10 protein-coding genes, 1 tRNA gene, 3 pseudogenes and 2 riboswitches are annotated in these 15,191 nt (G+C 68.5%); of the genes and pseudogenes, 4 read left to right on the plus strand and 10 right to left on the minus strand.

Annotation, left to right across the window (positions count from 1 at the left end):
• Positions 1-93: 93 nt before the first annotated feature.
• Positions 94-169 (plus strand) — tRNA-Gly (locus AC1DY5_RS16760).
• A 91-nt stretch (positions 170-260) separates the two neighbouring features.
• On the opposite strand, the gene AC1DY5_RS16765 is transcribed toward AC1DY5_RS16760, so the two are convergent.
• The gene (locus tag AC1DY5_RS16765; RefSeq protein WP_478113114.1) at positions 261-1,928 is read right to left on the minus strand and encodes a SulP family inorganic anion transporter; all 1,668 of its coding nucleotides are present in this window, start codon (positions 1,926-1,928) and stop codon (positions 261-263) included.
• 8 nt (positions 1,929-1,936) lie between these two features.
• Positions 1,937-2,572 (minus strand): flavin reductase family protein, encoded by a 636-nt coding sequence (locus tag AC1DY5_RS16770; RefSeq protein ID WP_478113118.1) that lies wholly within the window; start codon positions 2,570-2,572, stop codon positions 1,937-1,939.
• 103 nt (positions 2,573-2,675) lie between these two features.
• On the opposite strand from AC1DY5_RS16770, the gene AC1DY5_RS16775 reads away from it, so the two are divergent.
• Positions 2,676-3,560 carry a DUF3014 domain-containing protein gene (locus AC1DY5_RS16775; RefSeq protein ID WP_478113120.1) on the plus strand — a complete coding sequence of 295 codons (885 nt, stop codon included), beginning with the start codon at positions 2,676-2,678 and terminating at the stop codon, positions 3,558-3,560.
• A gap of 12 nt (positions 3,561-3,572) precedes the next feature.
• On the opposite strand, the gene AC1DY5_RS16780 is transcribed toward AC1DY5_RS16775, so the two are convergent.
• The 8 genes and pseudogenes from AC1DY5_RS16780 to AC1DY5_RS16815 form a co-directional block, all read right to left on the minus strand.
• Complete coding sequence (locus AC1DY5_RS16780; RefSeq protein WP_478113122.1) at positions 3,573-4,868, minus strand: RNA polymerase sigma factor; 1,296 nt, start codon at positions 4,866-4,868, stop codon at positions 3,573-3,575.
• Positions 4,869-4,879: 11 nt separating this feature from the next.
• On the minus strand, positions 4,880-5,305 hold the full coding sequence (locus tag AC1DY5_RS16785; RefSeq protein ID WP_478113124.1) for a YciI family protein: 426 nt from the start codon (positions 5,303-5,305) through the stop codon (positions 4,880-4,882).
• Between the two features lie 142 nt (positions 5,306-5,447).
• Entirely contained in the window at positions 5,448-8,351 is a 2,904-nt protein-coding gene (gene gcvP, locus AC1DY5_RS16790; protein WP_478113132.1) for an aminomethyl-transferring glycine dehydrogenase, read from the minus strand.
• 32 nt (positions 8,352-8,383) lie between these two features.
• Positions 8,384-8,761 (minus strand): glycine cleavage system protein GcvH, encoded by a 378-nt coding sequence (gene gcvH / locus AC1DY5_RS16795; RefSeq protein ID WP_478113126.1) that lies wholly within the window; start codon positions 8,759-8,761, stop codon positions 8,384-8,386.
• 49 nt (positions 8,762-8,810) lie between these two features.
• Positions 8,811-9,971 (minus strand): glycine cleavage system aminomethyltransferase GcvT, encoded by a 1,161-nt coding sequence (gene gcvT / locus AC1DY5_RS16800; protein WP_478113128.1) that lies wholly within the window; start codon positions 9,969-9,971, stop codon positions 8,811-8,813.
• A gap of 49 nt (positions 9,972-10,020) precedes the next feature.
• Positions 10,021-10,129: riboswitch (glycine riboswitch) on the minus strand.
• Between the two features lie 15 nt (positions 10,130-10,144).
• Positions 10,145-10,243, minus strand: a riboswitch (glycine riboswitch).
• Between the two features lie 36 nt (positions 10,244-10,279).
• A pseudogene (locus AC1DY5_RS16805) lies at positions 10,280-11,203 on the minus strand (TRAP transporter large permease); the annotation flags it as partial.
• Positions 11,204-11,322: 119 nt separating this feature from the next.
• A pseudogene (dctP, locus tag AC1DY5_RS16810) lies at positions 11,323-11,868 on the minus strand (TRAP transporter substrate-binding protein DctP); the annotation flags it as partial.
• 149 nt (positions 11,869-12,017) lie between these two features.
• A complete protein-coding gene (locus tag AC1DY5_RS16815; RefSeq protein WP_478113130.1) occupies positions 12,018-13,565 on the minus strand; it encodes an ABC transporter permease/substrate-binding protein in 1,548 nt (515 codons plus the stop codon).
• A gap of 49 nt (positions 13,566-13,614) precedes the next feature.
• Here AC1DY5_RS16815 and AC1DY5_RS16820 point away from each other — a divergent pair, with 49 nt between their 5' ends.
• Together AC1DY5_RS16820 and AC1DY5_RS16825 are read left to right on the plus strand one after the other, a co-directional pair.
• The gene (locus AC1DY5_RS16820) at positions 13,615-14,481 is read left to right on the plus strand and encodes an alpha/beta fold hydrolase (RefSeq protein ID WP_478113131.1); all 867 of its coding nucleotides are present in this window, start codon (positions 13,615-13,617) and stop codon (positions 14,479-14,481) included.
• A gap of 10 nt (positions 14,482-14,491) precedes the next feature.
• Positions 14,492-15,191: pseudogene (locus AC1DY5_RS16825) on the plus strand (ROK family protein); the annotation flags it as partial.

The raw sequence follows: 15,191 nt of genomic DNA on the forward strand, positions 1-15,191 counted from the left end.
GGCGAGGTGTTCGAGTTCGATCTGCGCACCGGACTCATTCATTTGCCGGCCGGCGAAGAAGCGGGCTAAAAATGCCCTATAATCGAAGGCTTCGCGGGAGTAGCTCAGTTGGTAGAGCGCAACCTTGCCAAGGTTGAGGTCGAGAGTTCGAGACTCTTCTCCCGCTCCAGATTTCGAATCTGTTGCACGACACGCGAATCGTGCAGGAAAAGTAGGCCACCCCACGGGTGGCCTTTTTCTTGGGCGCTTCATCAGCGCGCTCAGGCGCGCGGAACCAGCATGCGCACCGCCTCTTCTACCGACATGAACACATGGTCGGCGCCGATGGTCTCGATCAGTCCGGTGCGCATCGCCTGCGCCTGCGCCCGCTCGTCTGACAGCCTGGCGATGGCCACGATGGTGCCGGCGGAAAGCAGTTCGATGATGGCGCGCCGCAGGATCTGCGACCCTGTGTAGTCGATGTCGATGATGCCGTTGGCCTCGATCACCAGCAGCCTCACCGGCTCGCTCCGGCCGGCGATGGCCGACCGGACCCAGGCGCAGATCCGTTCGGCATTGGTGAAGTTGACCGGCGCACCCGGTGCGAAGACCAGCACCCCGGGCTCATGTTCACGGGCGGCGCCCGCGGCCGGCGGCCACCACACGGTGCTCCCCGGCACGCGGGCCAGCTCGACGCAGTAGGGCCGGGCGACGATGTACAGGCTGTGCACGAAGGACATCACGATCGCCAGCAGCATGCCGCTCTCGATCGGCAGCGCGACAACGAGTGCCGCACTCGCGGCCACCAGCAGGATCTCGAGGCCGCCGCGACGAATGATCAGGGCCATTTCGTCGACCCTGAAGATGCGCCAGGCGATGTAGACGAGGATGCCCGACAGCGCCGCGTGCGGCACGTAGGCCAACGCGCCCGAGGCCAGCAGCGCGAGCGCGATCACCAGGCCGACCGCGATCAGCGCGGCGATCTGCGAGCGGCCTCCGGACTCCTTCACGACCGCCGTGCTGGGTGGGCTCGCGTCGACGGCGAAGGCGCCGATCAGACCGGCCAGCACATTGCCTGCGCCGATCGCCCCGAAATTGCGGCTGACGTTGTCGGACCGGCCCTCGTCCGACGGGAAGGTGCTCGACACCGCCGCCGTCTGCATGACGCAGACCATCGCGATCACCAGCGCCAGCTGCACCATGCGGCTGAACTCCGCCACGCCGCTGAAGGAGGGCACGGCGACATGCGGCAACTGCAGCGAGAGCGTGCCGAGCAGACTCACGCCGCGAGCGTCGAGGTGGAACACGGCCACCGCGAGAGCGGCCGCCGCCAGGCCGATCAGCGCCCCCGGAATGCGCGGACTGATGCGCCCCGCGACCAGGGTCACGATCAGCACGCCGGCGCCGAGCGCCAGAGCATACGGATTCGCGTCTCCGATCCGGGCCAGCAAGTGGACCAGTTGCGTCAGCAGGTGACCGTGCGCGTCCGGAAGGCCCAGCAGCGTCGGCAACTGGCCGACGACGATATGGACCGAGATGCCGGCGAGGAATCCGGTCGTCACCGGCACCGAGAGCAGCGTGGCGAGCCAGCCTGCCTTCAGCAGGCCGACCGAGACGAGCACGATGCCGACCATCAGCGCCAGCAGCGCGGCCAGTTCGCCATAGCTGTTGGTGCTGGCGGCGGCGATCGAAGCCAGTCCGCCGGCGAAGATCGGCGCGATGGTCGAATCCGCCGCCGCCGAGATGAAGCGATTGGCGCCGAAGGCTGCGAAGGCGATGGAGCCGGCAATGAAGGCATAGAGCCCAGTCTCGGGTGGCATGCCGGCGAGCCGGGCGGTGGCGAGCTGGCCGGGGACGGCGATGGCCGCCAGCATCAGGCCGGCGACCAGGTCGCGCGGCAAGCACTCGATCCGATAGCCGCGCAGCGACGAGAAGAACCAGCTTGGCATCACGCGTCCTACATCTCGTCGATCTGCGTGCTCCGGGTCTGCGCCTGCCCCTGCGCCGCCAGCGCGTAGCGCTCGCGCGTCTTCACATAGAAGCTGGCCCCGAAGCGGCCGACCGGAAAATAGTGCTGCAGCCGCACGCGCCAGGCATCGGTGTCGATCAATTCGTCGCGGGCATGCATCCAGCGCACCTGGCCGATGAAAATCTGCCGGCTCTCGGTCTCGAGCGTCTCCCAGAGCGTGCATTCGAAGGCCACCGGCGCCTCGGCGATGCGCGGCGGCTTCACGGCCCGGCTCGCAAGCGGCGTGAAGCCGACCACCTCGAGCTCGCTCACATGCGGCGGGTGGCGATCGCCGCAGCGGTGCATCTGCTCGGCGATGTCCTCGTCGGCCAAGTGCACCACGAACTCGCCGTTGCGCACGATGTTCGCGGCGGTGTCCTTAAGCGCGTTGTCCTGCAGCCGGTTGACGCTGATCATCACGATCGGCGGCTCTTCGCCCAGCATGTTGAACATGCTGAAGGGCGCGGCGTTGACGATGCCGTCGGCCCCCAGCGTGGTGACCAGTGCGATCGGCCGCGGCACGATCAGGCTGGCCATCAGCTTGTAGCGCTGGTATTCGGTCAGAGTCGAGAAGTCGATGTCCATGTCGGGTTCCTTGGCGGTCACAGGGCGTTACGGCACGACGCGTCGACGTGGTTTCCAATGGAGCGCATGCAACAACACCCGTGATTCAAAGGAGGATTCAACCATGCCCGAAAGGGACCCAGCAGAATTCAGGCCAGCCAAAGAGTCCTCGATATGGACCGTGGTCCTCGTCGTGGTGGTGATTCTCGCCGCAGCCTTCGCCTGGTGGCGCTGGTCCTTGCAGAAGGAACCGTCGCCGGCACCACCCGCCGCCAGCGCGCCGCCGCCGCAGGATCGTCCCGCGGACATTCCCCCCGCACCGGTCGCGACGGGGCCGCAGAACCTGGTCGATGCCCTGGCCACCCCCGAGGCCGCGCTGCCGCCGCTGAACGACGCCGACAGCCGAGTGACCGCGGCGCTCAACGACCTGGTCGGCAAGAAATCGGTCGGGTCCTTCCTCGAGCCCAGCGGCTTCGTGCGGCGCTTCGTCGCCACCGTGGACAACCTGCCGCGCGCACAGGCCACTTCGCGCCTGTGGCCGGTCCAGCGTGCACCCAAGTCCTTCGAGGTCCAGGGCGCCAGCGAGGTCAAGACCATCGGCGCCGACAATGCCAGCCGCTACACGCCCTTCGTGCTCTTCGTCGAGTCCGTCGACAGTGCCCGCGCGGCTGCGCTTTATGCCCGGCTCTATCCGCTGTTCCAGCAGGCCTACGAGGAACTGGGCTACCCGAACCGCTACTTCAACGACCGTCTCGTGGCTGTCATCGACCACCTGCTGCAGGCCCCGGAAATCGAAGGGGCGGTGCCGGTGAAGCTGACCGAGGTGAAGGGCGAGATGGCTTCGGAGCGGCCCTGGATCAGCTACGAATTCGCCGACCCGAAGCTCGAGTCGCTGTCGGCTGGCCAGAAGATGCTGATTCGCATGGGGCCGGTCAACGAACGCCGGCTGAAGGCCAAGCTGAAGGAACTGCGGGCCCAGGTCGCGACCGGCGCGGTCGCGAAGAAGTAGCGCAGCACGCCCTCAGGTGCCGCCTGCCTTGTCGTCGGCCGAGCAGGCCTGCGCGCGCAGCAGTAGCAGCTTGCGTTCGCGCGCGTTGCGAGTCAGGCTCGCCGCCCGCTTGAATTCCTCGCAGGCCTCGGCGGGTCGCCCGAGCTTGGCGAGCAGGTCGCCACGCACGCTCGGCAGCAGGTGATAGCCGCGCAGCTGCGGTTCGGCTTGCAGCGTGTCGGCGAGTTCGAGGCCGACCGCCGGCCCATAGGCCATCGACAGCGCAACCGCGCGGTTCAATTCGACAATTGGCGAGGGCGAGTGCTGGGCCAGCGCCTCGTAGAGTGCGGCGATGCGGGGCCAGTCGGTCTGCGCTGCGGTCGTGGCACGCGCGTGGCAGGCGGCGATCGCGGCCTGCAGGGCGTAGGGGCCGAGGGCGCCGCCGAGCTTCTCGGCCCGCGCCAGCGCGGCCAGGCCGCGGCGGATCAGCAAGGTGTCCCAGCGCGCACGGTTCTGGTCCAGCAGCAGCACCGGCTCGCCATCGGCGTCGACGCGAGCAGCCGCGCGCGAGGCCTGGATCTCCATCAGCGCCACCAGGCCATGGACCTCCGGCTCGTCAGCGACAAGCTCGGCCAGGATGCGCCCGAGCCGCAAGGCTTCGTCGCAAAGCGCGGGCCGCATCCAGTCCTCGCCGGCGGTGGCCGAGTAGCCCTCGTTGAACACCAGGTAGATGACTTCGAGCACCGACGACAGCCGGGCGCCGAGCTCCTGTGCGCGCGGCGCCTCGAAGGGTATGCGAGCGGCCGCCAGCGTTCGCTTGGCGCGCACGATGCGCTGCGCGATCGTGGCTTCGGGCACCAGGAAAGAGCGCGCGATTTCGTCGGTTGTGAGTCCGCCCAGCAGACGAAGTGTCAGCGCGACGCGGGCGTCGGGCGACAACAGCGGATGGCAGGCCGTGAACACCAGCCGCAGCAGGTCGTCGCCGACCTCGTCGTCGAGCGCGGCGTCCACCGCCTCGGCGAAGTCGGCGGCCGCGAGCGCATGCCGGGCGTCGAGTTCGCGGCCGATCTCGCCTTCCTTGCCGGCATGCAGCGCGCGCTTGCGCAGCAGGTCGATGGCACGGTGCTTCGCGGCCGCCATCAGCCAGGCCGCCGGATTGTCCGGAATGCCGTCGCGAGGCCACTGCTCCAGGGCGGCGAGCAGGGCGTCCTGCGCCAGCTCCTCGGCCAGCCCGACATCGCGCACCCGGCGCGCCAGGGCGCCGATGATGCGGGCCGACTCGATGCGCCAGACCGCGTTGATCGTGCGATGCGTCTCGGCCGTGTCCACGTTCGGGCGTGTCAGGGCTGCTGCTTGGCACGGGCCTCGTCGAAGACCCGCTTTTCCTGCTCGCGCAGCTCGGGCGTGAACTCGGCGCCGAAGTCTTCCATCTCGAACACCTGGCGCAACTCGAGCTCGGCACCGTCGTCGAACGGGGCGCGTCGCAGCCATTCGAGCGCTTCTTCCTTGGAGCGCACTTGCCAGAGCCAGAAGCCCGCGATCAGCTCCTTGGTCTCGCTGAACGGGCCGTCGATCACAGTCCGCTCCTTGCCGGAAAAACGCATGCGGGCGCCCTTCGAACTCGGGTGCAGGCCTTCGCCCGCGAGCAGCACGCCGGCCTTCACCAGCGCCTCGTTGTAGTTGCCCATGTCGGTCAGCAACTGCTGGCTCGGCATCACGCCGGCTTCCGAGTCCTTGCTGGCCTTGACGATGACCATGAATCGCATGTTCTTGCTCCTTCGGTTTCGAGGCCGGCGGCAGTCGGGGATCGACCGCACCGTTCCGGGGGCTCTGAATGGACGTCGAAGCAGCAGGCGCGAATTCGACAGACTGATGGCCATCGACTTGTAAAAGAATGCTTCTCGCGCGTCAGCTGCCGGCGTAGTCTTCCACGGGGACGCAGCTGCAGAACAGGTTTCGGTCGCCGTAGACGTTGTCGACCCGGCCGATCGGCGGCCAGTACTTGGCCTGCCGCAGGCTGGCCAGCGGGAAGGCGCCGAGCTCGCGCGAGTAGGGTCGCGTCCACTCGGTGCCGAGCAGGCTGGCCGCGGTGTGCGGTGCGTTCTTCAGCGGATTGTCGTCCTTCGGCCAGATGCCTTCCTCGATGCGGCGGATTTCGCCGCGGATCGCGATCATCGTGTCGATGAAGCGGTCGAGCTCGGCCAGCGGCTCGCTCTCGGTCGGCTCGACCATCAGCGTGCCGGGCACCGGGAAGCTCAGCGTCGGCGCATGGAAGCCGTAGTCGATCAGCCGCTTGGCGACGTCTTCGGCGCTGACGCCGCTGGCGTCCTTGAGCGGGCGCAGGTCGAGGATGCACTCGTGCGCCACGTGGCCGTTGGGGCTCGCGTACAGCGTCGGGTAGTGGTCCTTGAGCCGGGCGCTGATGTAGTTGGCGCTGAGGATCGCGATCTCGGTCGCGGCCTGCAGGCCCTTGGCGCCCATCATGCGGCAGTACATCCAGCTGATCGGCAGCACCGCCGCGTTGCCGAGCGGCGCCGCCGACACCGCGCCGACCGCGCCCGACGACGCGAGCCCGCCGGTTGCATGGCCGGGCAGGTAGGGCACCAGGTCTTCGACCACGCAGACCGGGCCGACGCCGGGACCGCCGCCGCCGTGCGGGATACAGAAGGTCTTGTGCAGGTTCAGGTGGCTGACGTCACCGCCGAACTCGCCCGGTGCGGCCACGCCGACCAGGGCGTTCATGTTGGCGCCGTCGACATAGACCCGGCCACCATGCGCGTGGACGATCTCGCAGAGTTCCTTGACCCGGGTCTCGAACACGCCGTGGGTGCTCGGGTAGGTGATCATCACCGCGGCCAGAGTCTTGCCGTGCTTCTCGCAGGCGCGCATCAGGTCGTCGATGTCGACGTTGCCGTCGGCGTCGCAGGCGGTCACCACCACCTGCATGCCAACCATCTGGGCACTCGCCGGATTGGTGCCGTGCGCTGACGATGGAATCAGGCAGACGTTGCGGTGCGTGTCGCCCCTGGCTTCGTGGAAGGCCTTGATCGCAAGCAGGCCCGCATACTCGCCCTGCGAGCCGGCGTTGGGCTGCAGGCTGATGCCCGCGTAGCCGGTGGCTTCGCAGAGCCAGGCGCGCAGCTGGGCGTCGAGCTGTGCGTAGCCCAGCAGCTGGTCCGCCGGTGCAAACGGGTGGATGTTCGCGAACTCGGGCCAGGTGATCGGGATCATCTCGCTGGTCGCGTTGAGCTTCATGGTGCAGCTGCCGAGCGGGATCATGCTGCGGTCGAGCGCGAGGTCCTTGTCGCTGAGGCTGCGGATGTAGCGCAGCATCGCGGTCTCGCTCTTGTGGGTGTTGAACACCGGGTGCGTCAGGAAGGCGCTGCTGCGGCGCAGGTCTTCGGGAATTCGGATCTGCGCCGTGGCGGCAATAGCGTCGAAGTCGGGGCCCCGCGTGCCGGCCGTCGCGAACAGCCCCCACAGCATCTCGACGTCGGCCCGCGTGATGGTCTCGTCGAGCGAGAGGCCCAGGTGATGCTGTAGCCGATGGCGCAGGTTGACGCCGGCAGCCAGGGCGCGCTCGTGGATGGCCTGGGTGTCCTCGCCGGTGTGGATCGTGAGCKAATCGAAGGCGGTGCCGTTGACCAGCTCGCGGCCCATCTGCTCGAGCCCCTGTGCCAGCACGGCCGTCAGCAGGGCGACGCGCTGCGCGATGCGGCGCAGGCCCTCGGGCCCGTGGTAGACCGCGTACATGCTGGCGACCACCGCCGGCAGCACCTGCGCGGTGCAGATGTTCGAAGTGGCCTTCTCGCGCCGGATGTGCTGCTCGCGCGTCTGCAACGCGAGGCGGTAGGCCGGCTGGCCATGCGTGTCGACGCTGACGCCGACCAGCCGGCCCGGCAGCGAGCGCTTGAATTCGTCGCGGCAGGCCAGGTAGGCCGCGTGCGGGCCGCCGTTGCACATCGGCATGCCGAAGCGCTGCGTGGTGCCGCAGACGATGTCGGCGTCCCATTCGCCGGGCGGGGCCAGCAAGGTCAGCGCCAGCAGGTCGGCGGCGACGCAGAAGGCGGCCTCGCACTGGTGCGCATGGCCGGCCAGCGGGCGCAGGTCGTGCACATGGCCGGTGGTGGACGGGTATTGCGCGAGCGCGCCGAAGAAGCCGCCGCTGGCCATCAGCAGCGGCAGGGGTTCGGTGGCGGTGCTGACCTTGACCTCGATGCCGAGCGGCGCGGCCCGGGTGCGGACCACCTCGATGGTCTGGGGATGGCAGTCGCCCGACACCAGGAACACGTTGCTCTTGCTCTTGACGCTGCGGCGCGCCAGCGTCATCGCCTCGGCCGCTGCGGTGGCCTCGTCGAGCATCGAGGCGTTGGCAATCGCCATGCCGGTGAGGTCGCAGACCATGGTCTGGAAATTGAGCAGCGCTTCCATGCGGCCCTGCGAGATCTCTGCCTGGTAGGGCGTGTAGGCGGTGTACCAGGCCGGATTCTCGAGCACGTTGCGCAGGATCACGCCGGGCGTGTGGGTGCCGTAGTAGCCCTGGCCGATGAAGCTCTTCGCCACCTTGTTCTTCGCCGCGATCGCCTTCAGCTCGGCCAGCGCGTCGGCTTCGGTGATCGGCGCCGGCAGCCGCATCGGGCGGCTGCGGCGGATCGCCGGCGGCACGATGCCGTCGATCAGTTCGGCCCGCRTGGTCGATCCGACCGCGGCGAGCATGGCCGCCTCGTCTTCGGATTCGATGCCGATGTGGCGGGCGATGAATTCTTCGGCGTTCTGGAGGTCGCGCAGCGAGAGGTGGGAAGGCACGGGCATCGGCATGGAGGGCTCGGGTGGTGGGGCGTGGATCAGCTTTCGGCGGAGAACTTCTCGTAGGCGGTGTCGTCGAGCAGCGCCTCGAGCTGGGTCGGGTCGCTCATGCGCACCTTGAAGAACCAGCCCGCATCCATCGGTGCACTGTTGGCCAGCGAGGGGTCGGCGCGCAGCGCCTCGTTGACCTCGGTGATCTCGCCCGAGACCGGCATGAAGACGTCGGCCGCGGCCTTGACCGATTCGACGACACCGGCGACGTCGCCCTGCGCGAAGCCCGTTCCGACTTCGGGCAGGTCGACGAAGACCACGTCGCCGAGCGCGTCCTGCGCATGCACCGTGATGCCGACGGTGACCAGCGCCGCGTCGGCTTCGGGCCGCACCCACTCGTGGTCCTTGGTGTACTTGAGGGTCATGGGAAAAACTCCTTGAAGAAAAGGGCTTGGAAGAAATCGGGGAGGGCTGTCAGCCCCGGTAGTAGCGGGCCAGCACGAAGGGCATCGTGCTGACTTCCATCGGCACCGGCTTGCCGCGCACCATGGCCTGGATCCGCGTGCCGGGCTCGGCGTAGGCGAGCGCGACGTAGCCCATCGCGACCGGCCGGTCGACGCTCGGGCCGAGCAGGCCGCTGGTGACCTGGCCGATCGGCAGCCCCTCGAAGGACTCGAGCACGGTGCCGTCGCGCACCGGCACGCGCTCCAGAGCCACCAGGCCGACACGCTTGCGCTTCAGGGTCTGGTGGTCGAGATGGCCGGCCGTTCCGCTGGCCGCGGTGAGCTGCGCCAGCACCCGGGCCGCGCCGGGGAAACCGCCTTCGCGCGCGCCGCCGCTGCGCCGGACCTTCTGGATCGCCCAGCTCAGCGCGGCCTCGACCGGCGTGGTGCTCTCGTCGATGTCGTTGCCGTACAGGCACAGCCCGGCCTCGAGCCGCAGCGAATTGCGCGCCCCCAGGCCGATCGGCTTGACCTCGGACTGGGCCAGCAGCAGGCGGGCCAGCGCCTCGGCATCGGTGGCGGCGACCGAGATCTCGAAGCCGTCTTCGCCGGTGTAGCCGCTGCGCGTGACGAAGGCCGGAATGCCGCCGATCTGCACCGTGCCGCCGGTCATGAAGACGAAGCGCTCGACGCCGGGCGACAGCCGTGCCAGCGCGGTCGCGGCCTGCGGGCCCTGGAGCGCGAGCAGCGCATGGTCGGGCATCGGCAGCACCTGGCAGCGCTGGCCGATCCGGGCCTGGATGTGCGCGATGTCGGCCTGCTTGCAGGCGCCGTTGACGATCACGAACAGTGAATCGTGGCCCTCGTTGAAGAACATCAGGTCGTCGAGGATGCCGCCCTCGTCGTTCAGCAGCAGCCCGTAGCGCTGCTTGCCGGGCGCCAGCCCGATGACGTCGACCGGCATCAGGCTTTCGAAGGCCGCGGCGGCATTGGGCCCGACCAGGCGCAGCTGGCCCATGTGGGAGATGTCGAACAGGCCCGCGGCTTCGCGCGTGTGCTTGTGCTCGGCCATCAGGCCGGTGGGGTATTGCACCGGCATGGCATAGCCGGCAAAGGGCACCATGCGGGCGCCGAGCTCCAGGTGCAGGCCGTGGAGCGGGGTCTTCAGCAGATCGTCGGATGCGGCAGCCAAGGGCGGTTCTCCAAAGGGGCAGTGCTTGTTCCATGACGAGAAGCCATGGGCCACCCCTGCTGTCCGCTTTACCTGAGAGATTCGCCCCACGATCGGGGTTTGCTCCTTCGGTGGGCGGCCGTCCTGATGACGTCCCGCCTCTCTCCAGCAAGGAAACGCCCTGGTTTGGGGCGTCTTGTCAGTCCTTTTGCCTGAGCGTTCGGGCCCTTGGTTCGGGGGACCTGCGCCTTCGGCGGCCCCACCGCGGCGGGACGCTCTCCTGACCGGTGGAGTGTAAGGGAATCCGCAACCGCCCGGCAGGCGAAACGCTACTTGAATCCCCACAAATGGGGCGGCCAGGTGCTCAGCGCCGGCAGAAAGGTGAGCACCAGCAGCACCGCGCCGTGCGCCCACAGGAAAGGCACCAACTCGCGCACCAGCTGCGACATCGGCACCCGCGACACGTTGCAGGTGACGAACAGCAGCCCGCCGACCGGCGGCGTGATCATGCCGAGCGTGAGGTTGTAGATCACGATCATCGCGAAGTGGATCGGTTCGATGCCCAGCTTGACCGCCACGGGGGCCAGGATCGGCGCCAGCACCATGACCCCCGGCAGCGGCTCGATGAAGATGCCGAACAGCAGCAGGAAGGTGTTGACGATGATCAAGAACATCCATGGCGACAGGTTCATGCCGACCAGCCACTCGGCCAGCGTCTGGGGCACGTTCTCGATCGTCAGGATCCAGGCGAAGGAGGCCGACAGGCCGATGATGATCAGCACCGAGGCCGAGAGCAGCGCGGAGCGCGAGAGGATGTCGGGCAGCGCCTTCCATTCGAGCGTGCGATAGACGAACTCGCCGCACACCAGCGCATAGAACACCGCCACCACCGAGGCCTCGGTGGGCGTGAACCAGCCGGCCCGCATGCCGCCGAGGATCACCACCGGCAGCAGGATCGCGGGGATCGCCTTCCAGGTGGTCAGCAGCACTTCGCGCCACGGCGGCATGCCGCCGTCGCCCTTGTAGTTGCGCTGCTTCGAGACGTGGAAGTTGACCGCGCACATCTCCACCGCGATCAGCAGGCCCGGCAGCAGCCCGGCCACGAACAGGCTGCCGACCGACACGTTGTCGTCCTGCAGCGCGTAGATGATCATGATGATCGAAGGCGGGATGATGGGCCCGACGATCGCCGTCGATGCGGTCAGYGCGGCGGCGTAGGAGCGGTCGTAGCCGGCCTTGTCCATCATCTTGATCAAGAAGGTCAACGAGGACGAGAACAATGGCATCGCCCAACTCGAGAAGGACGGCATGAAGGTCACGCGCAAAGTCGACGGCAACGCCTTCCGCGAGGCGCTCAAGCCGGCCTACGCCCCATGGGCGTTGGCAGGATGCCGAAGGTGCGGTAGCCGTCCATGTGCACCTTGTTCTCCATCGTGCGCATCTTCAGTCCGGCGGCGTCGCTCGGCTTGACGATGTCGCGCTTGCTATTGGTCATGTGGCGGAAGCCGTTCTCGGTCCAGCCCAGCGCGATGATGCCCTTGCTGGGGAACTTGGCGAGGATGTCCTGCCCGATCGGGCCGTCCATCACCTTGCGCGCATGGTCGTAGTCGCGGAACAAGAAAGGGATGTCGACGATCTTGACTTCCGGCACGAAGTTGCCGACCGGGCCGGTCGAGGTGTTGACCAGCTCCTGCGTGCCCAATTGGACCGCCTCGATCTGCTCGCGCTCGCCGCCGAGCGCCGAGTTCGGGAAGTGCTGGCACTTGTAGCGCCGTTGCGTGCCTTTTTCGATCTCGTCGCAGAACACCGTGGAGCCGACGCCGTAGTGCGATTCCTTCGTGGTGGCGTAGCCGATCTTGAGCGTGGTGGTCTGGGCGAATGCGCTGGCGCCGAGGGCGAGCGAAAGGCAGGCGGCGAGGGTGCCGAGTTACGGTGTCTCCGGGTGTTTTCTTGTAGGAAGCTGCGAGCGACGACTAYGCCTGAAGCGGGCGCCTCGGCTGGTCGGGATTTTCACGGACGTTGGTTGGCACCACCGCCTCGAGGCTGGCGTCGGCCACGTGTCCGGGTCTAAGTGCTGGGCGGCAGCTGCCCACGGCGGCGGCGCATCAGGTGTTCGATCGCTTCGAACAGCGCCTCGCTCAGCAGCGCCAGCGCCGCGGCGGGCACGGCACCGGCCACCAGCAGCGCGCGGTCGTTAAGCGCCAGCCCCGTGACGATGCGTTCGCCGAAGCCGCCGGCGCCGATGAAGGCGGCGATGGTGGCGGTGCCGATCGCAATGGTGGTCGCTGTGCGCACGCCGGCCAGCAGCGTGGGCAGGGCCAGCGGCAGCAGCACCACGCGCAGGTTCTGGCCGCCGGTCATGCCGAGCGCGGTCCCGGCCTCGCGCAGGCCGGCCGGCACTTCGGCCAGCCCGGTCACGGTGTTGCGCATGATCGGCAGCAGCGAATACAGCGTCAGCGCGATCAGCGCCGGCAGCGTGCCGATCGCGCCCAGCAGCGAGATCAGCACCGCCAGCAGCGCCAGCGACGGGATGGTCTGCAACAGCCCCGTCAGGCCCAGCACCAGGGCCCGCAGCCGCACGTGCGCGAACACCGCGATCCCGAGCGGCACGGCGATGAGGATCGCGACGCCGACCGAGATCGCGACCAGCAGCAGGTGCTGGCGCGCGAGCCGACCGAGGTCGGGGCCGAACAGCTTGGCCATGAAGCCGCGGGCGGCGTTGTCGGCGCCGGCGGTGGGCGCCGAACCCGGCTGCTTCGCTGCCAGGAAGTCGCGCGCAATGACGTCGAAGGCCACGCCTTGCAGTTCGGCGCGCGCATTCATCGCGATCATCGCGCGCTCGTCGATGCGGCCCTCGAGCTTCTGCAGGGCGGCCCAGGCGCCGGGCAGCCGCGCCGGCAGGTCGAGCCGGTACAGCAGCACGGCGTCGTAGCGCGGGAAGTAGCCCCTGTCGTCTTCGAGCACGCGCAGGCCCAGATGGTCGATCTTGGCGTCGGTGGTGTAGATGTCGATGACGTCGATCTGTTTGGCGGCGATGGCTTCGTAGGCCAGGCCGTGGTCCAGTCCGGTCGGCGCCTGGCTGAAGCCGTAGCGCGCCGCCAGCCCCTGCCAGCCGTCGGCGCGGCCGATGAACTCGTTCGAAAGGCCGAAGCGGAGTTCGCGCTGGCCGGCCAGATCGCTCAGGGTTCGCACGCCGARCCGGTCGGCATCGGCAGCGCGCATGGCTAGCGCATAGCCGTCGTTGAATCCGAGCGGCACGGCCACGCCGAGCCCGAGCGGCCGCAGGGCGGCGTTCATGGCCTCGCGCGTCATCGAGGGCTGGCCCTTGAGGATCTCCAGCGCGATGGTCCCGGTGTACTCGGCGTAGAGGTCGATGCCGCCGGAGCGAAGGGCTTCGTAGACGATGGCCGTGTTGCCGAGCCCCTGCCGCACGACTGGCGCGACGGCGGTCCGGGGCGCGGCGGTCTGGGCCAGGACCTCGGCCAGGATGTACGACTCGGTGAAGCGCTTGGAGCCGATGCGCAGCGCCTGCTCCTGGGCGGTCGCGGCCACGGCGGCGCCCATCAGCATGACGAAGGCCAGGACGGCGAGCCCGGAGCGGCGCAGCAGTTGCATCACGGCCAGTGTATCGGCGCCGCCAGGGCCTGGCGCGGCACGATGTGAAGTGAACGTCCCCTTCTCCTACAGCCGATGGTGCGCGCTGCTGATGTGGCGCCGCCTGGCGCCACTGCACACTCCGAAGGTGCTGATCAACTACATCCGTCGCGGCCAAGGAAAGCCCCTGATCCTGGTGCATGGACTGGGCAGCAGCTGGCGGACCTGGCAAACCATCCTCGAGCCGCTGGCTGCCGAGCGCGCCGTGGTCGCGCTGGACCTGCCGGGCTTCGGCAAGAGTCCGCCTCTGGCAGGCGAGGTGTCGGTGCGCACGCTGGCGACCGCGGTGTCCCGCTTCCTCGGCGAGCACGACCTGCTCGGTGCCGATGCGGTCGGCTGTTCGTTCGGAGCGCGGCTGGTGCTCGAGCTGGCGCGCCGCGGCGACGTGCTGGGCACGGTCGTTTCGCTCGGGCCCGGCGGCTTCTGGGCCGGCCGCGAGCGATTGGCGTACCACGCCTCGCTGTGCCTGTCCATGCGGCTGGCGCGAGGCCTCGGTTTCGCCATGCCGGCCCTGGCTGCCCATGAATGGGCGCGTGTGCTGATGCTGGCCCGGTTCTCGTCCCAGGCCGGTCGGCTGCCGCCGTCGCTGGTGCTGGAGGAGATGCACAGCCTGGCTTCCGCCCCGTCCTTCAACCTCGTCCTGAAGGATTTCGTGCGCGGGTTGCCGCTCGAGGGCTCCGCCATCGGGACGCTCGCCAAGCCGGTCGTGATCGGCTGGGGCCGGCTCGACCGGCTCTGCGTTCCGAGCCAGGCGGTACGCGCGCAGCAGCTGTTTCCCGATGCGCGCCTGCATTGGTTCGAGCGCTGCGGCCACTATCCCCACTGGGATCAGCCCGAAGAGACTGCCCGGCTGATCCTCGACGCCACGGCCGACTGAAGGACCCCGAATGAAAAATGCATCGGATCGGCTGCCCGCCGAAGGACCCGCCGCGCATGGCGCCCGCGAACTGCCCTCCGTGATTGTCGAGGGCTACAGCCTTCAGCTGCGCGACAAGGATGGTTTCATCGGCGACCAGGCCAGCCAGACCGCCTTCAGGCAATTGCTGGAGCGCTGGCGGCAGCGCCGTCGCCGAAAGGGCAAGGACCCGCTGGGCGGCGTGCATTCCAAGGACCTCAGCAAGAGCGAACTCGACGCGGCACTGGGCGAATCCAAGACCTCCGAGGCCGCGGACGTGGTCCACGGCGTGATCGAGCAGTTCGCCGAGGAACTGGCCTGGGTGATCGACCGCTTCCTGCGCCAGCCGTCGTGGCATGGTGTCCAGCGGATCGTGATCGGCGGCGGCTTCCCGGGCAGCGACGTGGGCGAGCGCGCGGTGCTGCAAGCGGCAGCGATCCTGCAGCACATGAATGTTTCCGTGGAGCTGGCCCGCATCTGCCACGAGCCGGACGACGGCGGCCTGCTGGGTTGGGTGCATCTGGTGCCGCCGTCGATGCTGAAGGGCCATGACGCGATCCTCGCGCTCGACATCGGCGGCACCAACGTGCGCTGCGGCATCGTCAAGCTGCGCAAGAATCGCGCGCCCGACCTGTCGAAGGCCAAGGTGGTGCGGCGCGAGAAGTGGCGCCATGCGGACGACAGCCCGAGCC

The organism is Variovorax sp. P4_D9, from assembly GCF_056401695.1.

Bases quoted from the DNA above. Each gene is read 5' to 3' on its own strand.
- gcvH (WP_478113126.1), bottom strand. From the start codon at position 8,761: ATGACCCTCAAGTACACCAAGGACCACGAGTGGGTGCGGCCCGAAGCC.
- AC1DY5_RS16765 (WP_478113114.1), bottom strand. From the start codon at position 1,928: ATGCCAAGCTGGTTCTTCTCGTCGCTGCGCGGCTATCGGATCGAGTGC.
- AC1DY5_RS16775 (WP_478113120.1), top strand. From the start codon at position 2,676: ATGCCCGAAAGGGACCCAGCAGAATTCAGGCCAGCCAAAGAGTCCTCG.
- AC1DY5_RS16770 (WP_478113118.1), bottom strand. From the start codon at position 2,572: ATGGACATCGACTTCTCGACTCTGACCGAATACCAGCGCTACAAGCTG.
- AC1DY5_RS16785 (WP_478113124.1), bottom strand. From the start codon at position 5,305: ATGCGATTCATGGTCATCGTCAAGGCCAGCAAGGACTCGGAAGCCGGC.